The sequence below is a fragment of the Pseudomonas phoenicis genome (assembly GCF_047302395.1).
In the GTDB taxonomy this organism is placed as follows: Bacteria; Pseudomonadota; Gammaproteobacteria; order Pseudomonadales; family Pseudomonadaceae; genus Aquipseudomonas.
This window is the reverse complement of sequence record NZ_CP154852.1, coordinates 2762157-2774645: the sequence shown is the minus strand read 5'-3', so window position 1 is coordinate 2774645 and position 12489 is coordinate 2762157. Positions and strand designations below refer to the sequence as shown.

The window sequence follows — 12489 nt, the reverse complement described above, 5'->3', positions numbered from 1 at the left end:
CATGCACCATGAAAATACCCTACCTCGCTGCGGCTTTGGCCCTGGGCAGTTTCAGCGAACTGGCCTTGGCCGAAGCGGTCAGCCAGGCGTTCATCCCCCTGCAACGCGCGGCCTCCGCGCAGGAGCAGGCGCCCGGTTTCGTCGAAGGTCAAAGCGTGTCCGGCACCACGCGCAACTGGTATGCCCGCGAAACCGCTGCGCGCGGCCCGCTATGGCGCTACTACAAGGCCGACGGCACACGCCACGACAGCCACAGCCGGGAAAACTGGCTGCAAGGCACCATCCTCAACTACAGCTCGGGCTTCACCCAGGGCACGCTGGGCTTCGCGGTAGAGGCGGCCGGCTACAACGCCGTGGCCCTGCTGCAAGACCGCGAGAAAGTGGCCGGCCCCAACAACCGTACCCTGACCCATAGCGACGGCGACGTGATCGCGCAATGGAGCAAGCTGGGCCTGGGCAACCTCAAGGCGCGCATCTCCAACACCACGCTGACCGTCGGGCGCCATACGGTGGATACGCCGGTGATGGCCTATATCGGCAACCGCGCCCTACCGTCGAGCTTCCAGGGCGCCAGCCTGCACAGCGCCGAGTTCGACACCCTGAGCTTCGATGCCGGCACCTTCGACCGCGTCTCGCCGCGTACCGAACAGAGCCTGAGCAAGTTCCGCAGCGAGTACGGCGCCACGGGCGTTGAGACCGACCGGGTGAGCATGTTCGGCTTCAACTACCAGCCGCTGGCGAGCCTCACCACCAGCCTGTACGCGTCCAAGGTCGACGACTTCTGGAACCAGTACTATTTCGGCGCGGTGCATGAACTGGGCGACAGCGACACGCTGAGCCTGTCGACCGGCCTCAACTACTACAAGACCCGCGACACCGGCCAGCGCAAACTCGGCGAGATCGACAACGACACCTACAGTCTGTCCCTGGCCCTCACCCACCAGGCGCACACCGTCCAGGTGGCCTGGCAGCAGGTCAACGGCAACGAGTATTTCGATTACCTGCACGAAACCAACGGCATCTTCCTGGCCAACTCGCTGCTGTCGGACTTCAACGGGCCCAACGAGAAATCCCTGCAACTCTCGTACGTGCTGAACATGGCGCCTTTCGGCGTGCCTGGGCTCAAGTTCAACGTGTACAACGCGCGCGGCTGGGGCATCGACGGCACCCATTACCGCGGCACGGCCTATGATGTGGCCGGGCTGCAAGGCGAAACCCACTACGAATACGGCATCGGCACCAGCTATGCGATCCAGAACGGCCCGTTGAAGGACACGGCGATCCGCGCCACCTACACCACCCACCGCGCCAGCAAGCACCAGGGCGATGGCAGCCTGAACGAGTTCCGGGTGGTCACCACCGTACCATTCAACATTCTTTGACACGCACTGCCATGGCGCCTCGCCGCGCCATGGCAGCGATCCTGCAACGATCGCTCAGGAGATCGCATGAACAAGCCTGCACTCAACGCCGTCCTGCTGTCGCTGTGGCTTGGCCTGGCCGGCCAGGCACTGGCCAGGCCTCTGGTGGTCTGTACCGAAGCCAGCCCCGAGGGCTTCGACGTGGCGCAATACACCACCGCCGTGACCTTCGATGCCGCCGCGCAAACCCTGTTCAACCGCCTGGTCGACTTCGTACCCGGCAGCACCGAACTGCAACCCTCGCTGGCCGAACGCTGGACGGTCAGCGACGACGGCCTGGTCTACACCTTCCACCTGCGCCGCGGGGTGCAGTTCCACCGCACCGCCTATTTCACCCCCACCCGCGAATTCAACGCCGACGACGTGCTGTGGAGCTTCCAGCGCCAGCTCGACCCTAAGCACCCCTGGCACGACAAGGCCAGCGTAGGCTTCCCCTACTTCGAAAGCATGGCCTTCAGCCAGTTGATCCGTTCGGTGGAAAAGACCGACCCCTACACCGTGGTCTTCACCCTCAAGCGCCGCGAAGCGCCGTTCCTGCACGACCTGGCCATGGGTTTCACCTCGATCTACTCCGCCGAATACGCCGATCAGTTGCTGGCCGCAGGCAAGACCGCCGAACTCAACAGCAAGCCGGTCGGCACCGGCCCGTTCGTGTTCCAGCGCTACCGCAAGGACGCGCAGATCCACTACACCGCGCACCCGGACTATTTCCTCGGCGCGCCGCCGACCGACACCCTGGTGTTCGTCATCACCCCCGACAACAACGTGCGCCTGCAAAAGCTGCGCGCCAACGAGTGCCAGGTGGCGTTGTACCCCAAGCCCGACGACGTGCCGAGCATCGAGGCGGACCCGCAGTTGAAGGTGGCCTCGATCGAAACCCTGGTCACCAGCTACATCGCCCTCAACACCCAACACCCCTTCCTCAACGACGCGCGCGTGCGCAAGGCCATCAACCTGGCGTTCGACCGGCGCCCCCATGTCGAGCAACTGTTCGGCTCCGGCAACGCGCTGGAGGCGACCAACCCCTTCCCGCCTACGGTGCTTGGCTTCAATGGCGACTTGCACAATCCGCCCTACGACCCCAAGCAGGCCCGCGCCCTGTTGCAGGAGGCCGGCGTGCCGACCGGTACGGTGCTGACCCTGTTCACCCGCAACGGCGGCGGCCCGAGCAACCCCAATCCGCGCCTGTCGGCCGAGATGCTGCAGGCGGACCTGGCCAAGGTGGGGCTGGTGGTCGACATCCGCGTGATGGAGTGGGCCGAGATGCTGCGCCGCGGCAAACGCGGCGAACACGACTTGCTGGCCAGCGGCTGGGCGGGCGACAACGGCGACCCGGACAACTTCCTCACGCCCCTGCTAGGCTGCGAAGGCGCCAAGAACGGTGAGAACTATGCCCGCTGGTGCGACCCAGGTTTCCAGACGCTGATCGACCAGGCGCGGGAAATCATCGAACCTGCGGCGCGCGGCAAACTCTATGAGCAAGCGCTGACGGTGTACGATGAGGCCCGGCCGTGGTTGAACATCGCCCACCCCAAGGTGTTCACCGCCATGCGCCGGAACGTCGAAGGCTTCCAACCCAGCCCGCTGACCAACAACAACTTCGCCACCACCCAGGTGAAGTAGTTCAGAACAACGATCGCCGGCACCGACAGGCAGCCGGCGGCACCTGCCGTGCCGGCTGACCGTCGCACGGCCTGAAGAGGTACCGACATCCATGTTGAGTTTCATTGCCCGCCGTCTGGGTTTGCTGATCCCGACCTTCTTCGGCATCACCCTGCTGACTTTCGCCCTCATCCGCCTGATCCCCGGTGATCCGGTCGAAGTGATGATGGGCGAACGCCGGGTCGACCCCGAGATGCACGCCCAGGCCATGGAGCGCCTGGGCCTGAACAAGCCGCTGCCGGCGCAGTACCTGGACTACATCGGCAAGCTCGCCCACGGCGATCTGGGCGAATCGCTGCGCAGCCGCGAAAGCGTGTGGAGCGAATTCACCACCCTGTTCCCCGCCACCCTGGAGCTGGCCGGCGCCGCCTTGCTGTTCGCCGGCGTCGTCGGGCTGCTGGCCGGGGTGATCGCCGCGCTCAAGCGCGGGTCGCTGTTCGACCATGGGGTGATGGGCATTTCGCTGGCCGGCTATTCGATGCCGATCTTCTGGTGGGGCCTGGTGCTGATCATGTTCTTCTCGGTCAGCCTGGGCTGGACACCGGTGTCGGGGCGCAACGACGTACTGTTCGATGTGGAGCCGGTGACCGGCTTCATGCTCATCGACACCCTGCTCAGCGGCGAGGAAGGCGCGTTCAAGGATGCGGTGATGCACCTGATCCTGCCGGCCATCGTGCTCGGCACCATTCCCCTGGCGGTGATCGCGCGCATGACCCGCTCCTCGATGCTCGAAGTGCTGCGCGAAGACTACATCCGCACCGCCCGGGCCAAGGGCCTCTCGCCGGCGCGGGTGGTGTTCATCCACGGCCTGCGCAACGCGCTGATCCCGGTGCTGACGGTGTTCGGCCTACAAGTCGGCGCCTTGCTCGCCGGCGCGGTGCTGACCGAAAGCATCTTTTCCTGGCCGGGCATCGGCAAATGGCTGATCGAGGCCATCGGTGCGCGGGACTACCCCGTGGTGCAGAACGGCATTCTGCTGATCGCCTGCCTGGTGATTCTGGTCAACTTCGTCGTGGACATCCTCTACGGCCTGGTCAACCCCCGCATCCGCCATCAGCGCTGAGGACTCGCCATGACCACGCCTACGCTCAAACCCATGGCCGCCGCCCAGCCGGTGGACCAAAGCCTGCTCTACCCCTCCCCCTACAAGGAGTTCTGGCACGCCTTCTCGCGCAACAAGGGCGCGGTGGCCGGGCTGTTCTTCATGGGCCTGGTGGGGTTCTGCGCCCTGTTCGCCCCTTGGGTGGCGCCACACGACCCCAGCGAACAGTACCGCGATTTCCTGCTTACGCCCCCTGTGTGGCTCGACGGCGGCACCTGGCGCTTCGTGTTCGGTACCGACGAGTTGGGCCGCGACCTGCTCTCGCGACTGATCCACGGCGCGCGCCTGTCGCTGCTGATCGGCCTGTCGTCGGTGGTGCTGTCGTTGATTCCGGGCATCCTCATGGGCCTGTTGGCCGGCTTCTTTCCGCGCATCCTGGGCCCGGCGATCATGCGCCTGATGGACGTGATGCTGGCCCTGCCGTCGCTGCTGCTGGCGGTGGCCATCGTCGCCATCCTCGGCCCTGGGCTGATCAACACGGTGATCGCCATCGCCATCGTCTCCCTGCCTTCCTACGTGCGCCTGACCCGCGCAGCGGTGATGAGCGAGCTGCACCGCGACTACGTCACTGCCGCACGCCTGGCCGGGGCCGGCCTGCCGCGGTTGATGTTCGTCACCGTGCTGCCCAACTGCATGGCGCCGCTGATCGTGCAGGCCACCTTGAGCTTCTCTTCGGCGATCCTCGACGCCGCCGCGCTGGGCTTCCTGGGCCTGGGCGTACAACCGCCCACGCCCGAGTGGGGCACCATGCTGGCCTCGGCGCGCGACTACATCGAACGCGCCTGGTGGGTGGTGAGCCTGCCCGGGCTGACCATCCTGCTCAGCGTGCTGGCAATCAACCTGATGGGCGACGGCCTGCGCGACGCGCTGGACCCGAAACTCAAGAACGCCGCCTGAGGAGAACGCCATGTCCCTGTTGACGATCAACAACCTGCACGTGCGCTTCGGCGACGCTGATGCGGTGCCCGTAGTCGACGGCCTCGACCTGTCGGTGGAGGCCGGCGAGATCCTGGCCATCGTCGGCGAATCGGGTTCGGGCAAATCGGTGACCATGATGGCGCTGATGGGCCTGATCGATGCGCCCGGGCGCATCACCGCCGACACCCTGAACTTCAATGGCAGCGACATGCTGACCCTGAGCCGCCGGCAACGGCGCAAGGTGGTCGGCAAAGACATCGCGATGATCTTCCAGGACCCGATGACCGCGCTCAACCCGAGCTACACGGTGGGTTACCAGATCGAGGAAGTGCTGCGCCAACACCTGGGCCTGAAGGGCCGTGCGGCCCGCCAGCGCGCCTTGGAGCTGTTGCGCAAGGTCGAGATTCCCGCCCCCGAGAGCCGCCTGGATGCCTACCCGCACCAATTGTCGGGCGGCATGAGCCAACGCGTGGCGATCGCCATGGCCATCGCCGGCGAGCCGCGCCTGTTGATCGCCGACGAGCCGACCACCGCGCTCGACGTGACCATCCAGGCGCAGATCATGGAGCTGCTGGTGGCCTTGCAGAAAGAGCAGGACATGGCGCTGATCCTCATCACCCACGACCTGGCCGTGGTCGCCGAAACCGCGCGCCGGGTATGCGTGATGTACGCCGGCCAAGCCGTGGAGCTGGGCCAGGTGCCGACCCTCTTCGACCTGCCGGCCCACCCCTACAGCGAAGCGCTGCTGGCGGCGATCCCCGAGCACAGCCTGGGTGCCGAGCGCCTGGCCACCTTGCCCGGCATCGTACCCGGACGCTACGACCGGCCCCAGGGCTGCCTGCTGTCGCCACGCTGCCCCTACGTGCAGGACGACTGCCGGCAACTGCGTCCGCCCCTCGAACCCCAGGCGCACAGCCTGGCGCGCTGCTTGCACCCATTGAACCAGGAGGTGGCGTGATGGCCGTCGTTCTCACCGCTCGCGACCTGACCCGTCACTACAGCGTGTCCCGTGGCCTGTTCAAGGGCACGGCCGTGGTCCAGGCGCTCAATGGCGTTTCCTTCGAACTCCAAGCCGGCAAGACCTTGGCCGTGGTGGGCGAGTCCGGTTGCGGCAAGTCCACCTTGGCCCGCGCCCTGACCCTGATCGAAGAGCCCAGCGCCGGCTCCTTGCAGATCGACGGCGTGGAAGTGGCCGGCGCTGGCAAGGCCGAGCGCAAGCAATTGCGCCGCGACGTGCAGATGGTGTTCCAGAGCCCCTACGCCTCACTCAACCCACGGCAGAAGATCGGCGACCAGCTGGCCGAACCGCTGTTGATCAATACTTCGCTGAGCAAGGCCGAGCGCCGCGCCCAAGTGCAGGCGATGATGGAGCAGGTGGGCCTGCGCCCCGAGCACTACCAGCGCTACCCGCACATGTTCTCCGGCGGCCAGCGCCAGCGCATCGCCCTGGCGCGGGCGATGATGCTGCAACCCAAGGTGCTGGTGGCCGATGAGCCGACCTCGGCGCTCGACGTGTCGATCCAGGCCCAGGTGCTGAACCTGTTCATGGACCTGCAACAGAAATTCGATACCGCCTACGTCTTCATTTCTCACAACCTGGCCGTGGTGCGCCATGTGGCCGACGATGTGCTGGTGATGTACCTCGGTCGCCCGGTCGAGATCGGACCGAAGACCGACCTCTACGACAAGCCGCTGCATCCCTACACCCAAGCGCTGTTGTCGGCCACGCCGACCATCCACCCCGATCCGGCCAAGCCCAAGCTGCGCATCAGCGGCGAGCTGCCCAACCCACTCGACCCGCCCAGCGGCTGTGCCTTCCACAAGCGCTGCCCCTATGCCACCGAGCGCTGCATCAACGAGGTCCCTCTGCTGCGCCCGGTGCACACCCGCCAGGTGGCTTGCCACTACGCCGAGCAGTTCCTGTAACGCCTGAGACGTAGGCATGAAAAAGGGGCCGCGATTGCGGCCCCTTTTTCGTTCGACGTTCTTCGACTCAGTGCACGAAGATGGCGATCAGGATGATGATTGGAATTGGGATCCCGAGGAACCAAAGCAGCAATGAACGCATGGTGAATCTCCTTGATGAGTCGTCTTAACGAACGGTACGGGTAGTGGCGTAGGTGTCTTCGACGTAGACCACGCGGTCACGGCGACGGCCACCGAACAGGGCAGCGAGGCTGGCGAAGAAGGCGCCGCACAGCAGGGCGACGAAGGTCCACAGCGCGGTCCAGGCAGCGACTTTGGTCGCAGTGTCGGCGGCTTGTTGGGCTTCGACCTTGGCTTGTTGCACTTGAGCCAGGACTTGGTCGACACGGGCTTCGGCTTCAGGCTGGGTCAGACGGGTGCGCTGGGCGACCAACTGGGCCAGGTAGGTGCGATCGGCCGGCTCCAGGCTGCCGCCCTGGGCGATGCCACGGGCCAGGATCCGGGTAGCGACGCCATTGGCGGCATCTTCGCTCACGCTTACGGGTGCATCGCTACGGAACAGGCCGTCGACGAAGTAGCCCATGGGGTCGGCGTTGTTCGACGAGCCGTCGGCAGTGGCAGCAGCGGCGGCGCCTGCACCGGCTACTACGCTGGCACCGGCTTTGGCGCCTGCACCGATCACGTTACCGGCAGCGCTGACCACCAGCACGCCCGCGACCAGTACCGAAACGGCCCACGACAGGAAACCATGTGCGGTGTCACGGAAATACACTTCGTCGCCATGCAGGTTGGCCCACTTCACCCGCAGACGACCGGCGAGGTAGCCACCGGCGCCCGAGGCGATGATCTGCGTCACCAGCAACCATACGATGGTCGAAATGCCCAACGCTTGTGCGCTGGCGCCTTCGTTTTCCCAAGGTGAGGTCGCAGCGAACCCCAAACCGGTTCCCAGCACGACAAGGATGAGTGACAAGGACGCTGCGGCGGCAGCACCGGCGAAGATAGCGGCCCAGGATACGCCCGAGCGATTCGGGGCCTCGGAGACAGCGGTTGGCAGATCGGCAGTGGTTATCATGACTCGGCGCCTTATGAAGGTGAGCAAAACTTTTGTGGGGCTTGCATAGGGGACAGTGCAGTGCGCGTGCCAGATGTGACCAAAAATGACTACCAATAGAATCAATAACTTACGAAAAAAAACTTTCCTAGGATCGTGCGAAACGCCCGAAGCCATCCAAATGAAGTGGGCGTATTGCAGGGTCGCTGCGGCAACTGGACGCATGTGGGCACACCTGACTTGTCGGCGCTGAAGCGGCGATGCACTATCGCGCCATGACTGCCCCTCTGCTTCGCGATGGCCCCGAACAAACGCCGCTGACGGCGGACGTGGTCATGCGCTATCACCTGAGCTGGAAACACCGCGATCTGGACGCGGTGATGGCGCTCTATCACCCGCAGGTGCGCTACCACGACTACTTCCAGAACCGTGTGCTCGACTACGTGCAACTGCGCGATTACGTGAGGGTGTGCCTACCGCACCACGCCGGAGAAGACATCGTGCACAGCGACCGCATCCGCGTGGACGGCTGCAAGGCATTCATCCAGTACGAGGTGACGGTGCAAGGGGGCGAGGGGCTGGTCACTTTCCAGTCCAGCGAGGTGATCACCGTCAGCGATGGGTTGATCTGCCAGGTGAACGAGTATGCGACCCTGGTGCGCGAGACGGTCGCCAGCTGCGGCAATCGGCAGGCGCGTCCGGCCACCAGCCGCCTGGGGCTGTCGCCGCGTCAGTTGAGCACCATGGCCCAGGACCTGGAGCAATACTTCCAGCGCCGCCGTCCTTACCTGGACCCCGAACTGGACCTGCAACGGGTGGCCAGCGAAAGCGGTTACAGCCGCAACCAGATTTCCTACCTGCTCAACCAAGTGCTGGGGCAGAGCTTCTACCGCTACGTCAACCAGGCGCGCTTGCAGCATCTGCTCGGGCAACTGGAGGCGGATTCGAGCGGCGCGCGCATCGACGCACTGGCCTTTGCGGCGGGGTTCAATTCCCTCTCGGCGTTCTACAAATGCTTCCGCGAGCGCACCGGGCTTTCGCCCAAGGCTTACCTGAAGCAGAAACAGCCCACGTAGCAAACGGCCGATTCGCTACTTCGATCAGCCACGCTCAGCAGCACGGCCCTGATCTAGACACCGAAGTTGCACTGAGAAGTTGCAGCAAGCCATACCCTCCCTGTAGGAGCGGCCGGCCGGCGCTCCGGTTTAGCCGCGATGGGCGGCAACGCCGACCTAGTTCAAGCGCCGCCTGCTGTCCACCGAGAGGCGTTGCCACCATTGAGACAGCGCTGCCGGCCTCACTGCTTCGTGGACGAGCGCTGTGCACAACCGCCTCCACATCTACCCTCCCGTTTTTCCCTGCGTGCACGCACATAAGACACCACCTCCCTCCCCCGACTAGCATCTTCGCCAATACCTGCAACGGCATTGGGAGCGGTATCGATGCAAGCCTGGCGCACGATCAGCCTGTGGATGGACCAGCTCGACGAGCCGCTCGACCCGCGCCCGTCCCTGCAACGCGACCTGGACGTCGACGTGTGCATCATCGGCGCCGGCTACACCGGACTGTGGACCGCCTACTACCTCAAGCGCCAGGCCCCGCACCTGCGCATCGCCATCCTCGAAGCCAACACCGCAGGCTTCGGCGCCTCGGGGCGCAACGGCGGCTGGCTGATGGGCAACCTGCTGGGCGAAGACCGCATGCTGGCCACGCTCTCGCCCCAGCAACGCCGCGCCAGCGTCGACCTGCTGCATGGCATCCCCGACGAAGTGCAGCGTGTGTTGCAGCGCGAAGGCATCGACTGCGACTACCGCAAGGCCGGCGTGATCTACTGCGCCGCCCGCTACCCCGAGCAGGAACGCCACCTGCGCGCCTACCTTGACGACCTGTACCGCCAGGGTATGACCGAGGACGACTACCGCTGGCTCAAACCCGAGCAACTGGCCGGGCAACTGCGTGCCAGCAACGCCTACGGCGCGATCTTCAGCCCCCACGTGGCGACGATCCACCCCGCCAAGCTGGTGCGTGGGCTGGCGCGCACGGTCGAAGCGCTGGGCGTCACGATCTACGAACGCACCCCTGCGCACGATTGGCATACCGGCGAAGTGCTGACCGCCCAGGCCCGCGTGCGCTGCCAATGGGTGGTGCCGGCCGTCGAAGGCTATGCCGCCAGCCTACCGCCGCTGGGGCGCCATCAACTGCCGGTGCAGAGCTTGCTGGTGGCCACCGAGCCGCTGCCGGCCTCGGCCTGGGAGCGGATCGGCCTCGGCCAGGGCCAGGCGTTCAGCGAGGGCAGCCGCCAGGTGACCTATGGCCAGCGCACGCTCGACGACCGTCTGGTGTTCGGCGCGCGCGGCGGCTATCGCTTCGGCGGCCGCCTGCGTGAGGACTTCACCTTGAGCGAGGCCGAGGTCGAGCTGCGCCGCTACTTGTTCGGGGAACTGTTCCCGCACCTCAAACAGGCGCGCATCAGCCATTCCTGGGGCGGCAACCTGGGCATGGCCCGGCGTTTCCGACCGCACATGCTCTGCGATCGCCAGCGCGGCCTGGCCCTGGCCGGCGGCTACGGCGGCGAAGGTGTGGGCGCCAGCAACCTGGGCGGTCGCACCCTGGCTGCGCTGATCCTCGGCCGACACAACGAACTTACCGCCCAGCCCTGGGTGCACGACAACCGCCCCCTGTCGAGCCTGGCCAGCTGGCCGCCCGAGCCGTGCCGCTGGCTGGGCTACAACGCGATCATCCGCAGTTTCGTGCACGAGGACCGTGTGCTCGCCAACCCGGCCAGCCCAGCCTGGCGGCGTCGCTTCGCCACGGGGCTGGCAGGGTTCATGGAAGGCTTCATGCACTGAGTTGCGCCCACCTTCACAGGAGACCATCGCCATGCGCATCACCCAGTTCAAACACACCGACAGCACCGTGCTGGACACCTCGAACCCGGTCGCCGTACCCCTCGGCGAGCCCGTGGCCGTCACCTCGGTCACCTGCGTGGAGCGCAGCGACGGTGTAGAAACCGGCATCTGGGAATGTACCCCCGGTCGCTGGCGGCGGCAGATCGTGCAACAGGAGTTCTGCCATTTCATCAAGGGCCGCTGCACCTTCACCCCCGATGACGGCGAGCCCTTGTTCATCGAAGCCGGAGACGCCTTGATGCTACCGGCCAACAGCACCGGCACCTGGGACATCCAGGAGACCGTGCGCAAGACCTACGTACTGATTTTCTGATCCGCTGATCGCCTGCCGTTCTTCGATAACAACAGACCAAGCAAGGTAAACCGGACATGCGCACACTCCTCCTCGCTCCCCTGATGCTGACCGCAGGCCTGGCCAGCGCCGCCGACTCGGTGAAGATCTACAACTGGTCGAGCTACATCGCTCCCGACACGTTGCAGAACTTCCAGAAAGCCACCGGCATCGTGCCGACCTACGACGTCTACGACAGCAACGAAACCCTCGACGGCAAGCTGATGACCGGCCACTCCGGGTACGACGTGGTGTTTCCTTCCAACCACTTCATGGCCCGGCAGATCCAGGGCAAGGCCTTGAAGCGTCTCGACAAGGCGCAGTTGCCGAACTGGCAGAACCTCGACCCGCGCCTGCTCAAGGTCCTGGAGGTGAACGATCCGGGTAACCAGTACGGCTTCCCCTACCTGTGGGGCAGTACCGGCATCGGCTACAACGTCGACAAGGTCAAGGCGGTGTTGGGCGACGACGCGCCGCTCGATTCCTGGGACCTGGTCTTCAAGCCCGAGTACCTGAGCAAGCTGAAAAGCTGCGGCGTGGCGATGCTGGACAACGGCCCGGAGCTGCTGCCGATCGCCCTCAACTACCTGGGCCTGCCGCACCACAGCCAGAAGCCCGAGGACTACGAGAAAGCCAAGGCATTGCTGATGAAGGCGCGGCCTTACATCAGCTATTTCCACTCGTCCAAGTACACCGGCGACCTGGCCAACGGCGACGTGTGCGTGGTGGTGGGCTTCTCGGGGGACGTATTGCAGGCGAAGAACCGCGCCGAAGAGGCGAAGAACGGCGTCAAGGTGGGCTACTCGGTTCCCAAGGAAGGCGCGCCGCTGTGGTTCGACATGGTCGCCATGCCGGCCGACGCGCCGAACGAGAAGTCAGCCTATGCGTACATGAACTACCTGCTGCAACCTGACGTGATGGCCAATATCAGCAACTCCGTGCAGTACGCCAACGGCAACCTCAAGGCCAATGCCCTGGTGCAGCCGGCGTTGACGCAAAACACCATGATCTACCCGAGCGACGATGTAATGAGCAAACTGTTCGCCCTGGAATCGATGCCCGCGAAGATCGACCGCATTCGCACGCGGATCTGGACCAGCATCAAAGCGGGGAATTGACCACACAGGAACGGCTAGCGCCCTCCTGTGGGCGATCGGTTCGATGCT

General features: G+C 65.1%; 11 protein-coding genes. 10 read left to right on the top strand and 1 reads right to left on the bottom strand.

Annotated features, from left to right (window positions below; translation table 11 throughout):
* Positions 1 to 8: 8 nt before the first annotated feature.
* The 6 genes from AA0Z93_RS12445 (at position 9) to AA0Z93_RS12420 (ending at position 7029) form a co-directional block, all read left to right on the top strand.
* Entirely contained in the window at positions 9 to 1382 is a 1374-nt protein-coding gene (locus tag AA0Z93_RS12445; protein WP_413048657.1) for an OprD family porin, read from the top strand.
* Between the two features lie 66 nt (positions 1383 to 1448).
* Positions 1449 to 3044 (top strand): ABC transporter substrate-binding protein, encoded by a 1596-nt coding sequence (locus tag AA0Z93_RS12440; protein WP_413048658.1) that lies wholly within the window; start codon positions 1449 to 1451, stop codon positions 3042 to 3044.
* A gap of 91 nt (positions 3045 to 3135) precedes the next feature.
* The gene (locus AA0Z93_RS12435) at positions 3136 to 4146 is read left to right on the top strand and encodes an ABC transporter permease subunit (protein WP_296263091.1); all 1011 of its coding nucleotides are present in this window, start codon (positions 3136 to 3138) and stop codon (positions 4144 to 4146) included.
* 9 nt (positions 4147 to 4155) lie between these two features.
* Positions 4156 to 5082, top strand: coding sequence for an ABC transporter permease subunit (locus AA0Z93_RS12430; protein WP_413048659.1), 927 nt, complete (start codon positions 4156 to 4158; stop codon positions 5080 to 5082).
* 10 nt (positions 5083 to 5092) lie between these two features.
* Positions 5093 to 6061 carry an ABC transporter ATP-binding protein gene (locus AA0Z93_RS12425; RefSeq protein ID WP_413048660.1) on the top strand — a complete coding sequence of 323 codons (969 nt, stop codon included), beginning with the start codon at positions 5093 to 5095 and terminating at the stop codon, positions 6059 to 6061.
* Positions 6061 to 7029, top strand: coding sequence for a peptide ABC transporter ATP-binding protein (locus tag AA0Z93_RS12420; protein ID WP_413048661.1), 969 nt, complete (start codon positions 6061 to 6063; stop codon positions 7027 to 7029). Before AA0Z93_RS12425 ends, AA0Z93_RS12420 begins: the two co-directional genes overlap by 1 nt.
* A gap of 166 nt (positions 7030 to 7195) precedes the next feature.
* Here AA0Z93_RS12420 and AA0Z93_RS12415 read toward each other — a convergent pair whose 3' ends face one another.
* A complete protein-coding gene (locus AA0Z93_RS12415) occupies positions 7196 to 8104 on the bottom strand; it encodes a hypothetical protein (RefSeq protein ID WP_413048662.1) in 909 nt (302 codons plus the stop codon).
* Positions 8105 to 8343: 239 nt separating this feature from the next.
* Between AA0Z93_RS12415 and AA0Z93_RS12410 the strand changes: the two genes are divergently transcribed.
* From AA0Z93_RS12410 to AA0Z93_RS12395, 4 genes are all read left to right on the top strand, one after another.
* Complete coding sequence (locus tag AA0Z93_RS12410) at positions 8344 to 9159, top strand: helix-turn-helix domain-containing protein (RefSeq protein WP_413048663.1); 816 nt, start codon at positions 8344 to 8346, stop codon at positions 9157 to 9159.
* 366 nt (positions 9160 to 9525) lie between these two features.
* Positions 9526 to 10932 carry an NAD(P)/FAD-dependent oxidoreductase gene (locus tag AA0Z93_RS12405; RefSeq protein WP_413048664.1) on the top strand — a complete coding sequence of 469 codons (1407 nt, stop codon included), beginning with the start codon at positions 9526 to 9528 and terminating at the stop codon, positions 10930 to 10932.
* A 31-nt stretch (positions 10933 to 10963) separates the two neighbouring features.
* Positions 10964 to 11305, top strand: coding sequence for a cupin domain-containing protein (locus AA0Z93_RS12400; protein ID WP_413048665.1), 342 nt, complete (start codon positions 10964 to 10966; stop codon positions 11303 to 11305).
* Between the two features lie 56 nt (positions 11306 to 11361).
* On the top strand, positions 11362 to 12441 hold the full coding sequence (locus tag AA0Z93_RS12395; RefSeq protein WP_413048666.1) for a polyamine ABC transporter substrate-binding protein: 1080 nt from the start codon (positions 11362 to 11364) through the stop codon (positions 12439 to 12441).
* The last annotated feature ends 48 nt before the right edge of the window (positions 12442 to 12489 follow it).